At 55.0% G+C, this 18,509-nt stretch carries 11 protein-coding genes; 3 read left to right on the top strand and 8 right to left on the bottom strand.

Annotated features, from left to right (window positions below):
* Positions 1–2: 2 nt before the first annotated feature.
* The 3 genes from NHH03_RS07210 to NHH03_RS07200 are packed head-to-tail and all read right to left on the bottom strand — an operon-like array spanning position 3 to position 3,311.
* Positions 3–1,745: a purine-cytosine permease family protein gene (locus NHH03_RS07210; protein WP_253155084.1), complete on the bottom strand. Its 1,743-nt coding sequence runs from the start codon at positions 1,743–1,745 to the stop codon at positions 3–5.
* Between the two features lie 45 nt (positions 1,746–1,790).
* Entirely contained in the window at positions 1,791–2,798 is a 1,008-nt protein-coding gene (locus NHH03_RS07205; RefSeq protein ID WP_253155083.1) for a hypothetical protein, read from the bottom strand.
* A 45-nt stretch (positions 2,799–2,843) separates the two neighbouring features.
* On the bottom strand, positions 2,844–3,311 hold the full coding sequence (locus NHH03_RS07200; RefSeq protein ID WP_253155082.1) for a hypothetical protein: 468 nt from the start codon (positions 3,309–3,311) through the stop codon (positions 2,844–2,846).
* A 230-nt stretch (positions 3,312–3,541) separates the two neighbouring features.
* Between NHH03_RS07200 and NHH03_RS07195 the strand changes: the two genes are divergently transcribed.
* On the top strand, positions 3,542–4,411 hold the full coding sequence (locus NHH03_RS07195; protein WP_253155081.1) for a hypothetical protein: 870 nt from the start codon (positions 3,542–3,544) through the stop codon (positions 4,409–4,411).
* A gap of 82 nt (positions 4,412–4,493) precedes the next feature.
* On the opposite strand, the gene NHH03_RS07190 is transcribed toward NHH03_RS07195, so the two are convergent.
* From NHH03_RS07190 to NHH03_RS07180, 3 genes are all read right to left on the bottom strand, one after another.
* The gene (locus NHH03_RS07190) at positions 4,494–6,410 is read right to left on the bottom strand and encodes an outer membrane protein assembly factor BamB family protein (protein ID WP_253155080.1); all 1,917 of its coding nucleotides are present in this window, start codon (positions 6,408–6,410) and stop codon (positions 4,494–4,496) included.
* Between the two features lie 337 nt (positions 6,411–6,747).
* Positions 6,748–9,030 carry a serine/threonine protein kinase gene (locus tag NHH03_RS07185; protein WP_253155079.1) on the bottom strand — a complete coding sequence of 761 codons (2,283 nt, stop codon included), beginning with the start codon at positions 9,028–9,030 and terminating at the stop codon, positions 6,748–6,750.
* Between the two features lie 129 nt (positions 9,031–9,159).
* A complete protein-coding gene (locus tag NHH03_RS07180; RefSeq protein WP_253155078.1) occupies positions 9,160–9,729 on the bottom strand; it encodes an ECF-type sigma factor in 570 nt (189 codons plus the stop codon).
* A gap of 355 nt (positions 9,730–10,084) precedes the next feature.
* Between NHH03_RS07180 and NHH03_RS07175 the strand changes: the two genes are divergently transcribed.
* Positions 10,085–11,500, top strand: coding sequence for a sialidase family protein (locus NHH03_RS07175; RefSeq protein WP_253155077.1), 1,416 nt, complete (start codon positions 10,085–10,087; stop codon positions 11,498–11,500).
* Between the two features lie 503 nt (positions 11,501–12,003).
* On the opposite strand, the gene cls is transcribed toward NHH03_RS07175, so the two are convergent.
* Both cls and NHH03_RS07165 read right to left on the bottom strand, forming a co-directional pair.
* Positions 12,004–13,524, bottom strand: a complete 1,521-nt coding sequence (gene cls / locus NHH03_RS07170; RefSeq protein ID WP_390895532.1) for a cardiolipin synthase — start codon at positions 13,522–13,524, stop codon at positions 12,004–12,006.
* A gap of 146 nt (positions 13,525–13,670) precedes the next feature.
* Positions 13,671–16,142 (bottom strand): patatin-like phospholipase family protein, encoded by a 2,472-nt coding sequence (locus NHH03_RS07165; RefSeq protein ID WP_253155075.1) that lies wholly within the window; start codon positions 16,140–16,142, stop codon positions 13,671–13,673.
* 501 nt (positions 16,143–16,643) lie between these two features.
* Between NHH03_RS07165 and NHH03_RS07160 the strand changes: the two genes are divergently transcribed.
* Positions 16,644–18,101 carry a hypothetical protein gene (locus tag NHH03_RS07160; protein WP_253155074.1) on the top strand — a complete coding sequence of 486 codons (1,458 nt, stop codon included), beginning with the start codon at positions 16,644–16,646 and terminating at the stop codon, positions 18,099–18,101.
* Positions 18,102–18,509: the final 408 nt, after the last annotated feature.

Below are 18,509 nucleotides of genomic sequence, written 5' to 3'. Positions count from 1 at the left end.
GTTCACGACGCGATGGCGGAATTGACCCCGGCGCCGCGGGCGGATTTGCCTCGGCGAAGTGCCCAGTAGGAAGACGCGAAGTAGATGATCGTGAAGACGAATCCCCAGCGGTGAAAAATGGCGACGTTCTTGTCATAGGTGATCATGTCCGGGCTTGAGAACATCACCACCAAAGCCAGAATCAGTGTCAGCCCTAAACTGGTCCACGCGAGACCGCCGAGCACCTTCGATAGCATGGTCGTATCAACGACTGGCTGGCCGTCGGAAATCGCTTGCCGATCCTGCATTTTCTTGACCGCGCCGGATAGTTCTCGATCGGCGGCTTCTTCGGCGGGGTACGTTTCAGCGGCGCCGTAGCTGCGAGCCAGCAGCGTGTAGAGCACGATCGTGAATGCCCAAGTGGGCAAGAATAGGTAGAAGAACGAGATCACGTTCAGCGCCTGCAATCCAAATCCAAACAGCAAGCCGGCGGCCCAAGAAGCCACGGCTGGTGTGCTATGCGTCAGGTTGCGGTAGTGTGCCCAGTAACGTGTCAATCCGATGCGTGGAAAGATGAAGTGTTCGGCAAACACGATCGCACCGACGGGAACCACCAACAACCCCGCATACGTCAGCAGCGGTAACATCTGGCTGAACACGAACGGGAAACAGGCAACCAGCACAGTGATGACGCCCACGGTGGCCGTTACCTTCATGCGCGAATGGTTGTGGAAAATCGCTTGAGCCGCCAGACCAGCGCGATACAGGTTCGCGTTGGCGGTCGTCCAACCGGCCACGATCACGATGACGTAGCCGGAGTATCCGAGGGCTCGAAATGCGACATCACCCGGATCGAGCTCGGCGATGGTCGACTTGAGCAAAACCGCTGTTCCCGCCCCCATGATGCCGGCGGCGATCCAGGCGATGTAATGACCGAACAACATTCCCGCACTGGTACACAGCCCGTAAATCGATCGCTTGGCGTAGCGAAGCAGGGCCATGTCGATCAATCCAAAGTGAGTCAGTGTATTGGCCGCCCACGCAAATCCGATGACTTCCAATAGCCCGATGCCCGGTTCGCCCTGGCTGTTCACACCCGTCCAGATCGAACGGTCCCCGATGGTGATGAACTCAGCCAGACTGTCCAGTCGCGTTCGGCCGAGTACCGATTCCGCCAACGCGGGGAACAGCACCAACGCACCGCTGACAAACATCACAACCAACCAGGGGCCACACAGCCCGGAAAACTCAGCAACCGCATCAAAACCGTACATGGCAACGACAACAACGATCGCGCCAACGGCTAAAACCACTGCGACGAACAAACTGTTGGTGGGATACCATTGCAGTTGAGCAGGGATATTGAATAACAACCGCACCGCCGTGCTGGAAACGGTGATCATCGCCGCTGAGATGACGGTGAAGATCAACACGTTGGCCCAGTTGAAAAGACTGGTCATCGAGTCGCCAGCGATCTTTTCAAGATAGGTGTAAAGACTCAGTCGCGTCTGAACCGCAATCGGCGCGGTGATCAACGTCCAGCTCAACACGGCTAGGATGTTTCCAATCAACAGGCCAATCAAGATGTCTGTCGTTGTGGCACCCAATGCAACGAATGTCGCACCAATCACAAACTCCGTCGCCGCGACGTGCTCGCCAGCATACAAACCAGCAAAATGGGTCCAGCCGTGCAGTCGGTGCTCAGCAACGGGCAACTGTTCCGGCTTCATTCGGGCGATGATCGCCTGCGTTGTATCAGTCTTCATTTCGTCCGGACGTCCGCCTCGACGGCAAATTTGAGCTGAAAGATGCTACCTACTGATGTCAACGGTGGTTCGCATCAGCACCAGATTGTCATGCACCAGACTCGATGACCAGATGAATTGCGCATCCGAATCAGGTGCGTCAAACAAGTCTGTGAAGTTGGTGTATGCCGGTTTGTTGTCAACACCAACATAATCGTTGGTGAATGTGACTGCGTTCGGCCAATCGCTATCGTCAAAGTCGGTAGCGGCCCAGTTTGCCGGAATGGGCCAGTGAGCCGCGAAGTAAGCTGTTCCGTCTGCGGTGTCCTCCGTACTACATTTCGAGCTGTCACGGATGGCTCCACTGACAACCAAGCACTCCTTCGTCTTCAGTGGTGCGATGTAAAACGTTTGGGCCTTCCAACTCCGATCGGTTATCGCAACCGTTTCGTCAGCAGCGTCTTTGATCACTGCGACCAATCCCGCGTCTCCTTGATGAAACGGCGCGCCGCGGAACTGTTCAAAGCCCAGCCCGAGTCGTTCTTCCCAATCGACGCCCATGATTCCCACGGTGAACGGGCGCTGCGACTTGAAGCGAATGACAGTGCTGTTAAACGGCGTCATCGGTACCGGATCAACTGCCAACAGTTTGCCGTTCACATAGAACTCGAAATAGTTATCCCCAAAAACGTATGCAGTGAACAGTTCGTCCCCACCGGCGTCGATCACCGGAATCGCTTCCAGATCAACATCGCCGATTCCGCCAGGTTTGACTCCATTGGCTTCATTGTACAGATCTGCCGCTTTGGTCGCGGATTGAAAATGCGTCTTGGCAGGCACGGTCCATTTGGTGCCGTCTGCCGCTTGGATCGAGCCAACATTGGCGGTGCGTGGGTTGTTTCCAGTCCATTGGTACAGTTTCGTAATACCCGTTCGCACTTCACCTTGGGTGAACGACGGTTCCCGGTCAGATTTTCCGTCCGGAGATTGCGAGTGAGCTTTCGAGGAGACTGCTGCGATGATGGCGAGCAGAGTAGCGGTCGACGTGAGAACGTGAATGAGTTTGCCGTTCATGGTTTCTTCGAATTGACAAAAGAAGATTAGAGGACTGATTTCCCGTTAGTGCGGAGCGTTTTTCACGCGTCCGCGCAATCCATCGACTGTCCAGACGTCCCATCGCCGGAGCAGCCAAAGTCCAATACAGGCCGCGAGCATCGGGAATGCGGCAAAGAAGAGGAGGTTCGGTTTCTCCCAAGGATTCATGTATTGCTGGTAGCAACTCGCGGTTGAAATCGCATGAAGAATCGTTATCAGCCCGTAGGAAACGGTGCGAAACGTGCCTGTTGCGAAAGCCACGACCAAGATCATTTGAGCGACACCGAGACCGACCATCAGGGCGGATCCAAGTCCGGGCATTTGATAATATCGCTCGAAGATACTTGCGGCATGCTCCGGGTTAAGCAGCTTGTCCAACGTCCACATGAAGAATACGAGTGCCACTCCGAGGCGTAGCAGCAAGAGCGTTGTTGCCAGTGGCTTTTGAAGTTCGCTGCTTGTCGAAGCAGACTGATTCAATGGATCGTTCATTTTGTTTCAATCACGTTCATGTTCTTCTTTCTTCTTCAAATGCCCGTCGGAATGGCAATGGGCAACGCGTGGGAAATACTGTAGCGAGGCGGCTATCCGACGCCTGCCTTCCAATGATTGCGGCGATTGACGGGCTCAAGAGCGGTCGGTGAATTTCTCCCAGTGTTTTGGCGCACGATGCGTCACCCAAAGGGATCTAGGATCGTTAGGGAACTCACCGGAGCTAGGCCATGTCATCTCGGCAGGGCTGCTTTCCACGGCCCACGCACCGCTACAAATTGCAGCACGGTGACATGCAATCTGGAAACCGAGAGAAAACAGTGAACGATTCCGATGAACCGAAACTGGAATCGCCTGAACCAAATCCCCCTGCCGTCGCGACTCGAAATGTCGCCTCCGGCGAAACTGCCCGGCCTGATCGCAAACAAAACCTTGCCGGGCTTTTGCGTGCTGGGTATGTGATTGGCGTTATAACGGTGGTTGGTTTGCTGCCGTTTCGCGTGCTGTCAAACATCGGGATTGACTACAACACCAAGCTTATCTTGCTGGCTGGCCTGGTCCTCTTAACGATCGCCCTGGGCACCAGCTATTTCCTGCTGCGTCCAGGCCCCACGAAAAAGACAGGTCCGCAGAACAACAACGACACAACCGGTCCGCTGGCCTCGCACGGGTCGACAGCGCCACAACCGCTGCGACGTTTAGGCCAAGGCTGTCTTTTTCTGTTTGTGTGGGCAGTCGTTCAGTGCCTTTGTTGGTGGGCGATCACCGCACTTTCCTGGCCGACCCGGTTTTTCCCCAATGAAATCTTTGGTGGCGGAAACCAGATTGTCATTCCGGATGCGATCACGATTGCATTTTGGATGCAGGTGTTCCTTGGACTGGCCGTTCCGAATCGCTACCGAGCTTTTGCCCTGCTGCAACTATTCGTCGCCGCGTTCATCGCGTCTCGGCCATCCTTTCACCAACAATCAGAATTCTCAGTTTCTTTTCACGTCCCAAGCTACGTGTGGGCAGCTTACTGGATTCAACTGACCGTTTTGGCAGCGGCCGTGTGGAGATTGAGCTTTCAACGCAATCGAACGCTCGCCCCGCCAGCATGAAACAGCCACGGTTCGTATGCTTTCGATTCAAGCGTTACTGGATCAAGTCATTCTCCCGTGCGCTGCCCCTGCCAGCTGGGAATCATTTGGCGCTTACGTCGTAGCAGAGCAGCAATCCCTGATCACGGATGTAAAGCTTTCCGTTGGCAACAATCGGATGCGCCCATGCGGGGACGTCGGTGCGGTCGGGTTGCTCGAAACGGCCATGCTCAACGAATCCCTCTCGCGATGGTTCAACAAGCAGGATCTCTCCTTCTTCACCACGCAGATAGAGTCGACCGTCTGCCAGCATTAACGATCCTTTCGGCCCCTTGCGATCTCGCCATAGCGTGTCGCCGGTTTGAAAATCCAGACAGGTCATGATCCCGCCACCATTTCCGCCGTTGGCTCCATACAGACAGCCATCAACCGCGATCATCCCACCATGGTGGTTTTGCATTCTGGGTGTGAAATAGACTTCTTCCGCCGTGATTCCTCCGTCTTCGCCCTTCACTAATTTGACGGCTCCTCCACCGGCCCCGTAGGCCGAAGCTGCAAACAACAAACCGTCTTGAGAGATCGGTGTGGAACAGTTGATGCCCATCGCGTTTGCCGGTGCTTTGTACTGCCAAAGCAACTTGCCATCGCTGGCTGAAACACCGACAAGCGCATTCGCTGTGAATTGCACGTATTGACGCTGCCCTTCGAAATCGATGGCGATCACCGAAGCGTATGCCGCTCCCGATCGAGCACCACCGCGTCCGCCGAATCCACCGCGTCCGCCAAATCCACCGCGTCCGCCAAATCCTCCTCGGCCACCTGATCCACGGGCGCTGCCACCTCCGAAGTTGAAGACTCCCGTGCTTGTCGCCCCTCCAGTGAAACCTTGATCTGCCAGCCAAACATTCCCATCGGAATCTTTGAACGAATTCGATTCGCCGGCCTTGATCCGGATTGAGTCTACATCTTTCGCATCATCACCCTGTGGAATGATCTCGATCGCTTTGATGGCTGGGCTCTGCACCTTCCCGGTAAAGACAATGCTCAACTCCCCATCGGTCACCTCAACCGGGACCGATTCAACGTATGCTTTTCGTGGTCCGCCCGCCTTTTTCCAAATGTCAAAGTCTTTGAATTCCTCGCCCTCTACGTTGAAGTCGAAGACTCGCTGCCCTTCATCGGTGATTCCGTTGTACGTTTCGGCGAAATACAGCTTGGCGAGATACTTTCCGGCGGGGACCTTGTGAGAAAAACCCGTCATCCCCCAATGTTCACTGACGAACAACTCCGGATATTTGGTGCCGTTGATTGTCGGAGCGGAACGATCACTTGGTTCGCGACGCGGTGGTTCGCTGCGAGGCGTGTTTTCCTGACGACTTGCTCGACCGCTATCTGCCTCGGTGGACTCGCCCGGCATGTTGGTTTTCCAAATCGTTTCGCCCGTTTGCTTGTTCAGTGCGACGAGCATCGCGTCGGACGCTCCCGGAGTGCAAATCACTTGTTCGCCGTCAACCAGTGGCGATTCGCGGAAACTCCACATCGGGGCGACGCCACCGAAGTCATCGACCAGGCTTTTCTGCCAAACAATTTCGCCGTCTTTGACGTTCAGGCATGCCACTCGTCCGCTCATCCCGATCACATACAAGCGATCGCCATCAACCGACGGAGTACAACCCGGTCCTTCCTTGGATTGAGGCACTCGTTGGTCCACGGCGTCACCCAACGACGCGAACCAGATCTCGTTTCCATCATCTTCGGAGCGTGCCCAAACGATTTCTTGACCATCGCGATTGCTCATTCCAAACAGTCTGCCGTCAGCAACGGCAGGAGCACTCTCTCCGCCACCCAGTCCGTCGACTCGCCAAGCAAGCGGAGGCCCGGCTTCGGGCCATTGCTGTAACAACCCCGTTTCTTTCGAGACGGCATTTCGGTCCTGTCCCTGCCACTGCGGCCAGTCGTCGGCAATCAGCGATGTACTAAACAAAAGTGGAAAAACACAGAAAAAGGAAGCTCTTGGCATCGAACTGAATTCCGTTAGTGGCGGTTTGAGTAGGACTGGTGACTTCAACTAGTGGTGCGTCCGGATTCGAATTTTGGGTCGACAATTCGTGGGGTAAGTTTCCAGCTTGCGATTCACCCGGTGTGGTGATGGCAAGCTAGAAGCTTACCCCACTTCGAAATATTGACGCACCCGTAGGCCAAATCATTTCAAAGCAATCAACGATCTAAACGTAGCGAGACTTCGTCGATGATTAGGCCTTCATCTGCAATGCGAAATCCGCTCATCGCCGGGGCCAAAAAATTTGCGGAACCGATCGACGAACCGGCAGAGCAAACCGAACTGGGGGAAGAGCCTGTCAATCTGCGATGGTCGCTTCAGCGAGCTTCTGTACCTGTCGTAGTCGTGGGTCGACTGCTGGCGTATGTCCCTTCACGACGATGCTGGCCTCGCGATGATTGATCAGAAACTCGACCCAGTCGACCCATGGGATGGACGGCGACCCTTTGGATTGCTCGATGCTTTCATCCAGCAACCGGAACAGCATCGACTGCGATTGATCAAAGCAACGAACGGCATCTTCGGCATTGCCCATTTTATGGTGAGCAATCGCAATGAGAGGATCCGCAATGCCGCGTCCGAACCAAACCGCCCGATTCGACTCCTCCAAACGTTGGATGGCGCGCTCATAGTTTCCAGCCTTCAAATGTGCCCAGCCAGCCACGTACAGGTTCACGCCGTAGAACATTTTGGCATATCTGTGGAATTTCGCTTTGGGCTGGTGAATTGCCGTTGGATTGCTTTCGTCATCCATCCCCGAAAGCATCCTTTCCGCCCGATCGGCCAACGTAGCAGCCTCGGGTGACGACAGTTCGCCTACTAGTCGCCCCCGCGCAGCGACGGCCATTGGATCATTCACGTCCGAACGCCGAAATTTGTCGCACAGTGTGTCGTAGGCGTCCAATTCACCCGCGTATCGCAAGACCTGTGCAACGCCTGACAGTTCTGCCTGTTCGATCGGAAAACCGATTTCAACCGCTTTGGAAAAATCCGTCGCGGCAACACCCCAGCGTCCCAGTTTGGCGTTCAACCCACCTCGCTCGAGCCACACGAGAAAGTACTTCGGCAGCACTTGCGTCGCTTCGGTGTACGCAGCGTATGCATCAGCCCATCGCTGAGCGTCGGCATTGGCTCGTCCCGCTGCCAACAGCACCGTCGTCGAATTAAGCCGATCATTGAACTTCTCTAGCTCAGTCCGTGCTTCGTTGGCAGCGTGCTCGGCGGCGCGTGCCTCTCTCAATGCGATCACCTTCTCGTCACGTTCTTTGATTGCTTCTCGCGCCTGCCAAACGCTCATCGCAGTTCCAAGAATCAACGCGAGGGCGACCAACGATACGGTGGAGATGGCCACCTTGTTTCGACGTATAAATTTGGCGAATCGATACCTGGTCGATGGCGGACGCGCGTTGATCGGCTGATCGGAAAGAAACCGCGAAACGTCCTCGGCCATCGCCCCCGCCGTCGAATAACGTCGATTTCGATCCTTGTCCAATGCCTTCATCACGATCCAATCGAGATCGCGTTTCATGGCTGTCGAAAGCGTTTCCGGTACCAACCGACGATTGACAGCAACAGTTCTCGCGAGATCATTGTCCAGTGTGCTCAGACGAGCGCTTGGGCGCGGGGGTTCCTCCTCACGAATGATCCGACGAAGTTCATCAAATCCGGCACCCTGCAAGCGGTCTGGGGCTAACGGTGTTGAACCGGTCAACACTTCGTAAAGCAAGACACCGAGTGAATAAATGTCGCTTCGCGTATCGACGTCATCGGTACTCATCGCAGCCTGCTCGGGACTCATGTACGCCGGAGTGCCGACCATTGACGTAAACCGCGTGTAGATTGTCTTGATCGTCAAACTCTGGCCGATCGCCTTGGCCACACCAAAATCGATGACCTTTGCCAGTGGCTTTCCGTCCTGTAGCGTCACAAGGATATTGGACGGCTTCAGATCGCGATGAATGATTCCTTTCTGATGAGCGTGCTGAACGGCATGACAGATGGTCATGAACAATTCAAGTCGCTCCGACATGTCAAGTTGGTGGCTGTCGCAAAACTCGGTCAGTGGAACACCTCGTACCAGCTCCATCACAAAATACGGCTGAGCCGACTGGGTCACACTGGCGTCAAATACGCGAGCGATGTTGGGATGATCCATCAAGGCAATCGCCTGCCGCTCCGCCTCAAAGCGAGCGATGACTTCGCGGGATTCCATCCCCGGTTTGATGATCTTTAGGGCAACACGCCGCTGGATCGGTGACTGTTGCTGGGCAACAAAGACCCACCCAAATCCGCCTTCGCCAATTCGTTCCATCAACTGATAGGGGCCGACCATCGTGCCCGGAGGAAACTGTGAGGCTGAGGCCTCGTCGTCGAATATTTGAACGCCCGTCGGCAGGAACGCCGCTGCCAAGGGTCGGTCGACAGGGTTGCCGTCCCGCTCGTTCTCCAGAAGCAACGCGGAGACTGCCGTCAACAGGTCCTCGTTTCCCGCACAGGCTTGCTGGACATACGCCGCTCGCTCGCGGGGCGATGCTATGTCGAGTGCTTGAAAGAAGATCGATTTTTCTGATGCGACAGCCATGGTGCCCGATAACTTCTGGTGGAATCCGCGAGCTCGCCGGAGACAAAGGCAATCCGATTCACAAGTGGCAACACTTTCACCCCCGACGAAACGCAATGCGAGATTCGGATGCGACCGGGGCCAACAAATTCAACCTTCCACGTCAGAATTGAGTTCGCGACCCAGCCATGCCCGCGCGAAAGCCCAGTTTCGCTTGACCGTTCTCGGCGACACACCGAGCACCTCCGCCGACTCCTCGACCGACAGCCCTGCGAAGTATCTCAGTTCAACCAGCTTGGACATTTCCGGCTCACACAGCGCTAGCTTCGTCAATGCCGAATCTAGATCAAGCAACTCGTCCACATCGCCGGCGTCGATGATCGCATCGTCTTCGGCCACCTCAAAACGCTTGCGGTCTCCGCCACGTTTAAGGCTCTGCCGTCGCCGAGCATTCTCAATCAAAATTCGTCGCATCGCTTCAGCCGCCGCCGCAAAGAAGTGCCCACGATTGTCCCACTTTGGCAGATCCTCGGAACCGACCAGACGCACGTAGGCTTCATGCACGAGTGCCGTGGGCTGCAGGGCTTGCCCCGCCGCTTCGCTCTTCATCTTGTGACGTGCCAAGCGGCGCAATTCGGTATAAACCAGCGGCAACAAATCAGCCGCGGCAGCAGCGTCCCCTTGCTGAATCTGATTCAGAATCTGCGTGACCTCGGACACTCGCTGGCAACTCCCATTGTATTTTTAGTGTACGACACATAACGGCACGACACAGACTCGCGGATCCAGATCTTCTTTCCGCAATGAAGCATGATACCCCCAACCAGAGCCTTTGCCCAATTTGACAACGGAGTTTGCCCCACAACGCCCAACATGAGCGAGACAGCGTTTTGATGATCGCTCGGTGCGGCGCCCACACTGCTCCGAGTGCAACCCCTGAACCACTGAGATTTCCATTGGCATGACTCGGGTGTTCAACGCATTTCGTTCGTCTATTGTTGAACGTCCCGGTGTTGTCAAACGACGCTGAGAGCTCCGAATTGATAAACCATTTCCTCAACCAGAATGAATTGCCATGCTAAACCAGGTCCAGCTTGTTCGCCGGGCAACCGCGTCCGTGATTGTCGGCGGACTGATCGCCAGCCTGCTTCCTGGATTCGCTGGGGTTCTCCATGCCCAAACCGCGACTCCGCAATCAGCGTCCCCAGAATCGGTACTGGGCGACACAACCATGCCGTCCCCTGAAGACGTGTCGCAAAATTTCCCCTACGGAATCAGCGGAAAGACGCCACCGTCTTTGACTAAGATCAATTACAAAGGACAGGTGCCCTACCACAAGCACCGTATCAATTTGAGGGTCTTTCAAGGCTGTCCGCAGGTCGAAATCTCTGAGGGCGGCAGGCTCTGGGCAACCTGGTTCGGATCCAACGTCCAGGCCGAACGAGCGCCGTTCCACAAAGGCCAATTCTCGGTGATCTCGACTTCCGCAGACGGAGGCAAAACCTGGAAAGAAGTGTTTGTCTTTGACCCCAGCGAACTGCTTGGCGGAGGCGCATCGGACCCGATGTTGTGGAAAGATCCCAAGGGTAATATCCGCTTCATCGGCCTCAGAAATATCGATTTCAAAGGCAAAGACGACTTCGCCTCCTCCGCGTGGGAATTCACCATGCTCGATGCGGAAAACGAGCACACCGGTTGGACCGCGCCTCGTCTGCTGGGAAACAAAAACATCTCTGTGATGAAGCCGCTGGTCTTCCCTGACGGAACCATCATGCGTTCCATGGACGACTTTAAGCTTGTCGGCGTCCCCGACAAAGTGCGAATTCGCTTCCTGAAAGAAGGCGTCGACGGCAAGCCGATTTTTGTTTCCGAATTCCCCGCTGATAACGATGCGGTGTTTGCCGAGCAAATGCCCATCATCCGCCGGGACGGCAGCTTGTTCACGTTCTATCGCGCCAAGAAGGGGCAAAAATTTGCCGAGTCCTTCGACGGCGGCAAGACTTGGAATCTCGGCGGTTACTACCCGATGCAATTCTCAATCAACACCAAGTGCATCCTCAAAACACTCCCGTCCGGAAGAGTCTTGCTGGTCGCAAATGACGTCCAGATGAAAGAGGAAAGCGGCAAGAAAACCTACTACTATTCCGACGAAAACGGGACGGAACGCAAACTGGAAAAACACAAGACGGCGCGGACTCGCATGACGGCCTACTTAAGTGACGATGATGGCAAGACCTTTCCCCATCGAATGCTTTTGTGTGACGATGGTCAAATCAGTTACCCTTCGGCGACACTCAGCAATGACGGGTCCATCTACATCGTTTACGACCAGGGGCGCGGCGTGATCGGCCAGCACACGATCTTCTTGTCGAAGATAACCGAAGCGGACATCCTGGCAGGCAAACCTGTCAACGGTGAGAGTTTCTTGAACAACATCGTCAGCCGTCCCAGCGACCAGGGCGGCGGGCGCCGCGAAGGCGACAAGCTCTAAGATCGCCGCATCGGTTGGCGATAGGACTGAGGTGGCCTGGGTTTTGGGGGCCACGCGAGTCCTAAAAATGAAAGGAACTCAAGGAGCCTGAAATGCCACGGAAGACCAAGCCGATGTCGACGCAACGGCGGGCATCAGGGAACATTGGATTGTTGCCCCCCGTGACCGAAGCATCAGGGTTCTAGGGCTCGTCGAAGGACAGTCGATCTATCGTTAATTAGGGCGATAAAGCAAGAGTCAAAGGGCGATTTCAAAATGACCCGATGGATATAAGTGGGCTTGCAAGGTCGATGTACTGGAGTGCACGCAATGCTGCGGGAAGATGAAGATTGCCAGTCTCATCGACCGTTGCCAGGTTTGCAGACCGAGCAAATCTCCAGACTGACCTACATGCGATAGGGGTTAAAGAATTACAGCGGACTGCCATGATGTGCAATGTCGATTGCTTAATGTTATAACGGACATCGCCGCCTAAGTTTGAGGAGAAAGCAAGCGTCACCCATTCATTGAATGGGCGCAAACAGTCGGCTGAATCGGACTGCGAATCGGAATGGTAAGGCTTGGTCACTGTATTCGGTGGCAGAGGCATGGCGGCTGTTCTTCAAATCCGCCTCTAGCATCTGTTTCACTTCTTGAGCAAATTGTTCTTCCTCCAGCAGCATGGTTACCTCAAAGTTTAATCGCATCGAACGATTGTCGAAGTTGGCTGTCCCAATCGCGGCGGTGAGTTCGTCGACCAAGATCACCTTTTGGTGCATAAAACCACCTGTGTACCAGTGAAATTTGATGCCTGCTCTCTCCAACTCCTCCAGGTACGAGTAGGTCGTCAATCCCACGACGATGTTGTCGTATTGTTCGGGAACAAGGATGCGAACGTCGACGCCTCGAAGCGATGCAAGTTGCAGAGCGGAAACGAACTGCTGGTCGGGGACAAAATAGGGTGTTGCGATCCAAACGCTTTTGTTCGCCGAGTTGATCAGGTCCAGCAGCAGCAATGTCCCAGTCTCAAAAGTGTCGGCAGGGCCAGTTGGCAGACAGAGTGCGAGCACGTCTCCTTCACTTGCGCGTTGAGGAGTCCAATTCAATTCCAAGTGCTCTCCAGTCGCCCAATTCCAGTCTTCATTGAATGCCACTTGCGCCTCCATCGCGACTGGACCACGTACACAGACATGGGTGTCGCGCCATGGCGTAAAGACATCATCTTTTCCTAGATATTCGTCGCCGACATTGTGCCCGCCGACAAAAGCCTCCTTGCCATCGAGCACCACAATCTTGCGGTGATTGCGAAAATTGATACGAAAGCGATTCTGTAGCCCTTTGGTTGTACTGAAAGCCGCAGTCTTGACCCCAGCATCGGTTAGTTGTCGGAGATACGCGGCGGGCAAACTGTGACTTCCCAGCGCATCGAACATCAGACAAACTCGCACGCCCTCATTTGCCTTGGCAATCAACGCATCTTTCAAGCGGTTTCCCAGACCATCGGCGTGAATGATGTAAAACTGAACCAGCACATATTCGGTCGCTCGATTGATGCTTGCGATTATGGCGTCAAAGGTTTCCTCGCCATCGATCAACAGGTCTGCGTCGTTGTATCGGGTGACTGGCATCTGAGCCAGATTTTCCAAGAGTCTCTTGCGGTTTTGCGCAGCCGGTGTTTGTGCCTCAAACAGCATGCCACCTTCGCGAAGCAATCGGATCGCATTTTGTTCGACCTTGCTTTCGGCCAAGACGGATGTGTGTCGTTTCAAGTGGTATCCGTCAAACTTGGATCGGCCAAAGATCCAATAGGCAGGTACGGCAACGTAGGGAACCGTGTTTAGCGAGATGGCCCAGGCGATGGATCCCTGTGCAGTCCGCGTTGACATGATTGCTTGGACGGATGTGATTGCACCGAGTGTGTGTGCCACAAAGAAAGCAATCAGCCTGATTCTTCGAGTTCGCTTCCTGGTGGGCTTGGTTCTCTTGCCAGGCGAACCGTCAGGATCGGCTTGCTGAGGGTCGTCTTTGGACTCCTGTGAGGCCATCTGTGTCACCGTTTCCATTTCGGATAAAGAGTTTGCGGTTGGCAAAGAGCACGCGATTCGCCCAGCAATCTGTAACCATAAGGCCAATGAGTTTCGCTGGCAAACACACGCCCGAAAACCAAAGAATTGCCGAGTTCGGCAAATCTCTAATCGTCCAACCAGCTCACGCGGCTTTCATAGATGTAGTCTTCCCTTGGTGCGACCAGCATCCAGCCAAACAGGGATCCATCGGCCATGTCAAAACGATAGGTCGGCTCGATCGCTTCGACTAAACTAGGCTTCGCCTGCTCGTAGGCAACGATTTCCACGTTGCGGTAGGGCATTTTCGGCGGAAGCAAAACCCACATCGTTGCGACGTCCGTCGGTGCAATGATGGGAAAGGTGAGTCTTGCCCGCTGGTCCTCGCGGCCTTGAATGCCTGGACTGGTGACCTCGAACCCGATCTCAAAGTCCTCGCCGGTAGGGACTGTCGATAGATCAAACTCCGCTTCGTACATGAAGCCAACTTCGCCTGCTACGGATTGAGGCGTGAACCTCAGGGTCGGATTCAGTTGGCCGGAACTGCTGCGCACGGAAACTATTGATGCAGGAGTGAACTGCTGGATGCGGAAACGCCCCGGATCTTGGTTGCGAATTGCCTCCACATCGATCTCCTTCTTGATTCGACGCACCAACATTCGCCGATACGTCACAATCCGATTCTGCGGAGAAGTCGATCCAGGACGCCAAGCACGAGCATCCAAAACTCGTGTGTCCGTAATCATGCGAAAGCCCGAGAACTCCTCGGGTTCCAATGCCGGTACTTCATCTGCAATCAACGACTCCCATTGACCGGGAACGGGATTTTGGCGGGCCAACTGAAGCACCAATTGAAAGTCAGGATTGCTGAACGTGATTGCGTCCACGATCAATTCGGACCGATGAGATACCTTGTATTGCTGGTAGAAAAAAATAGGCACACCGAGCAACAAGAACAAAAGCAGTGGAACGTAAACGTACGTCGGCCAGTCCCGAAGGTTGAATAAGTGTCCCATGATCTGTCGTTGCGACGAGCTTTGGAGCTGACGTGCGTCACGGGTCGTTTGACTTGGCCCCTTCGAGGTCGCTGACTTTCCGTCGCGCGACGAAGTTGGATCCCAGGGCGGCCCCGTCGGCAGATCGTCGCCAAACAGATCGGGCCGGGATCGGCTGATCTTTCGCATCACGCCGTATCCGTGCTGAATCAGTCCACTGATCTCCAATTCGCTGAAGCGATCAAGATCGGTGCGAGTATTCGTGACCTGACGTTGGAGCTCGGGATGTAATGCATGCGGGTCATCCGCCAGATGGACCATCGTCTTCATCGGCGCAAAGATGAAGTCGGGTTCGCTTTGAAAGTGGTCGCACTCAAGTTCCCACACACGATTCATCACAATGTCTGAGGCACGCATCGCCGTACCGACAAGCCCACCTCCCTTGGTGCGACGCGATACCGTGAATTGCTTTCCGGCATCGCTAACGAGCACGGCATCAAAACTGGGTTCCAGCGAGTGAAATAGATCCGAGCCTGTCGCTGCCTTGTAGACGTCGTTGGCAAGATAGCGATTCAGCCACAAGTGGTCGCCACGATCTAATTCTCGGCCGTGTCGAACCAAGCGATGCAAATCGCCCGCCTTCGGATGATCCGTCAGCACCGAGTCGAACATTGGTTCTTTGTAGAGTTTATCCAAGACAATTACATTCCAAAGCGCATCGGAAAGCGTTTCGCTCGAGATCTCGGAACCCTTGCTTTCGGTTCGCATGCGAATCATTCGAGCGAGTTTTGCAAGGCCGGGTGCCCCCTCGTCGCTCGCCTGATCGATGGACTGTGCCGCCAGTGTTATATCGATAAAATCGTCTCGGTGAAGCGGGCTGTCCTGGCCCATCCAAGAATCCTGGATGTACCGAAACATGCGAACACCCAAGTTGTCGTAGACGCCTCCATCGGTGAACAAATGCGGAGGAAACTGGCTATCATCCGCACCAACATCAGACGCGTTCAGCAGCAGGGGTGGGAAGAAGCCGGGAAACGCGCTCGACGCGGTTACGGCCATCGGAACGGTCGCCAACGCGCTGGGAACAGGCTGGAACCGTGTCGTTCCATCGGGCTGGCGATGCTGAACCAACAACCCTTGCCGTGTAAACGAACAAAGGCAGCCCTCATTCACATTGGTGGCAAGAATGTGCAACTGAGGAACGGTGGGTAGTTCGTAGAGACATTTGTCACCGTACAAGAACTTCTCGTAATGTGATTCCAACAGCCCCGGCCGCGTGAGTCGGCGAGATCTCCCCGCGCGTATCACGACTCGAACCGCGTTGGTCACTGCAGCCATCGGGAAACGTCGCACCACGCGATTGCGGATATCCATGCGAATGAAATCCAGCAAGTCATTCGCAGCCTGGTCAAAGTCCTCGTCCGAGCCGGTGTATTGATCCCAGTTGAGCACCAGGTGCGCCGCGACGATGCTCCCTCCTGAAACCGATGTGATATGGCTCACTTGGGTCAGACGACCGGCGTCGCGAAGAAAGCGGAGCACGCCCAGATGGTAAAGCGTGGCGCGGAATCCGCCTCCGGAAAGTGCTAGTCCAATTCGGTTCATCTTGTGTCTGCTATCGTTGCGAATGCCTCGGTCGATCCCTCCCCGCCCCCAGTGTAATTTGAGTCAATCCCGGATTTCTCAGGCCGCGACCACACCAATGCCCAATTAACGCGATCCAAACGCTTGATTTCGGCTGTTTCGCGACAAGCGGACCGGTCATCACGATGAACCAGCGGACAAGCCTGGGTGCCGCCGGTTGATGAGTGCGCGAACGGAACCGTCACCACAGCTTGATTCCCCTGGTAAAGCTTGACGATTTTTCCCGTTGCGCGGCCGGAATAACCGGACCTTTTCTGAGAACCCTCATCGAAGTGGGAACGGCGGATCGATTGCACCCTTTGTGTCGATTCGTCCGAGCATCCTCGTCAACCGTATTCTGACGAAAAATCCGTCCGCACAATTGTTTCAATCTGCGCTGACAAGCGATGGAGAAATAGAGTCGTGTCACCTACAAAACCTTCAATGCATCGAGGTCGATTTTTGGCCTCCGTCGCGATTCTCATGCTCGCCGTATCGATCGCTCCGCTGACGGTCGCCGCGGAAGGTGACACGCTGGTCGCAGTGCCGAGTGAGCAGTTGAGACAAATCCAACAGGAACTTGCGTACCTCAGGGAGAAGGAAGCCGAACGCTCGACTCGCGAGAACACGCCGCTAACCGTTGCATCGTTTCTAGACTCGCCGTGTCATGTCGGCTGCGAATCTGCCACCTGCGACAGTCCTTGCGTTGCTTGCGACGCATGCCGCATGGCGGACTGCGATTCCCAAGGCGGCCTTTGTGGATGCCTTTGCCACGGTTGCGTGCGACCGATCTGCCCCGCCCCGTGTGTCGATTGTCCTCGCGTCACCATGCTCAGTCCCTACTTCAACATCAACGTTTTCGGAGCATTGAAGTTGGACATGATTTTCAGTAACCCTCGTTCCGTTTCGGAGAGCGTTCCGTTCTTCCTCGCTCCGACGTCCGCGAGTGGTTACGAGGAGAGCACCGTCAGCATCCATGCTCGGCAGAGCACGATCGGGGCAGCCTTTTCCGGACCCGAGTTCGGTGGCTTTCAATCGGGCGGCCAAATGATCGCGATGTTCTTCAACGACAATGTGATTCAAGACACTTACGGATTTCTTCCTTTGCAAGCCTACGGTGAATTAAAAAACGAACAGTGGCGATTTTCGGCCGGTCTTCAGTTCGATGTCTTCGCTCCCGGTATTCCAACCGTGCTGCCATTCTCAGCACTTGCAGCGTCGGGAAACGTCGGCAACAGCTTCCGAGGACAATTGCGGCTGGAGCGATTCTTCAATCCGTCCAGCGAAGTTCAGTGGACCGCACAGATGGCGTTGAGTGAGCCGGTTAACTCGACCATCGACCCGACATTCCGGTTGCTGGAAGACAATGGCTGGCCAAACGTGGAGGGACGAATTGCGTTGGGCCTGGGAGAGCGTTCGGGAGCGCTGAGTCTGCGTCCCTTCGAAATGGGTTTGTCAGGAGTCGTCGGGGAACTCCGCTCAACCGCTGTGCCAAATCCACCAGTGTTTGCCGATGTCTGGGGCGGAGCGGTCGACTTCCGTGCGGCGTTCAACAAGAGCTTTGGCGTGTTGGGCGAAGTTTACACCGGAAAGGCGTTGGGTACCTACAACGGCGCGATTTTGCAGAATATCAATAGCGTCACGCTGGAAGGCGTCCGTTCAAGCGGCGGATTCATCGAGACTTATCTTTACCTGTCCCGGCGATTGCATACGCACATCGGATACGGTATCGATGACCCGAACGACGATGACCTACCAGACACCTTGGCTGCCGCGGCGAGAACGAAAAACCAGACGTATTACACTAACCTGCTGTGGGACGTGAATCAGACATTCCGCATCGGGTTCGAGTTCGCCTATCGCGACACCGAGTACAAGTCAACGCTCCTTCGCGACAATCAAGGCGCAGGCTTCCACACTCAGCTGCAGTGGTCATTCTAGCCGAATGGCGAGTTTATCATGCCTGCAGTCTGTCGAAGTCGATGCGACGAATGTCGCTTGATTTTTACCACGTCGTTTTAGGAACTATTGATTCGCCTCGGCTCACGGCACTGAAAGTGGGACGCAATGTTTGTGCCATCTGTTGATGCGCTGTGGTTCAAGCCTGTCCGATCAATCGGCAACTCGATGTGTAAAGAACGCGTCTAGCGGTTGCCCATCGAACAAGTACCTCGATGACGAAACATGATTGCATTGCATCGGCGCGATCAACTCAACTTTGGTGTTAGTGTCGTAACGTAAACCCCGTAATGACATCACTTCGTCCTCCCATTCCACCCTCGACCCTCACCATCAATCGTTCGTTGATTGCCCACAGACAACCCATTGTGCGATAACAGGGGGAATCTG

This window comes from Stieleria tagensis (assembly GCF_024129865.1).
GTDB lineage: Bacteria > Planctomycetota > Planctomycetia > Pirellulales > Pirellulaceae > Stieleria > Stieleria tagensis.
Note: the sequence above shows the minus strand (reverse complement) of the source record. Positions and strands in the feature narration are given on the sequence as shown.

Bases quoted from the DNA above. Each gene is read 5' to 3' on its own strand.
- NHH03_RS07210 (WP_253155084.1), bottom strand. From the start codon at position 1,745: ATGAAGACTGATACAACGCAGGCGATCATCGCCCGAATGAAGCCGGAA.
- NHH03_RS07205 (WP_253155083.1), bottom strand. From the start codon at position 2,798: ATGAACGGCAAACTCATTCACGTTCTCACGTCGACCGCTACTCTGCTC.
- NHH03_RS07200 (WP_253155082.1), bottom strand. From the start codon at position 3,311: ATGAACGATCCATTGAATCAGTCTGCTTCGACAAGCAGCGAACTTCAA.
- NHH03_RS07195 (WP_253155081.1), top strand. From the start codon at position 3,542: ATGTCATCTCGGCAGGGCTGCTTTCCACGGCCCACGCACCGCTACAAA.
- NHH03_RS07190 (WP_253155080.1), bottom strand. From the start codon at position 6,410: ATGCCAAGAGCTTCCTTTTTCTGTGTTTTTCCACTTTTGTTTAGTACA.
- NHH03_RS07185 (WP_253155079.1), bottom strand. From the start codon at position 9,030: ATGGCTGTCGCATCAGAAAAATCGATCTTCTTTCAAGCACTCGACATA.
- NHH03_RS07175 (WP_253155077.1), top strand. From the start codon at position 10,085: ATGCTAAACCAGGTCCAGCTTGTTCGCCGGGCAACCGCGTCCGTGATT.
- cls (WP_390895532.1), bottom strand. From the start codon at position 13,524: ATGGCCTCACAGGAGTCCAAAGACGACCCTCAGCAAGCCGATCCTGAC.
- NHH03_RS07165 (WP_253155075.1), bottom strand. From the start codon at position 16,142: ATGAACCGAATTGGACTAGCACTTTCCGGAGGCGGATTCCGCGCCACG.
- NHH03_RS07160 (WP_253155074.1), top strand. From the start codon at position 16,644: ATGCTCGCCGTATCGATCGCTCCGCTGACGGTCGCCGCGGAAGGTGAC.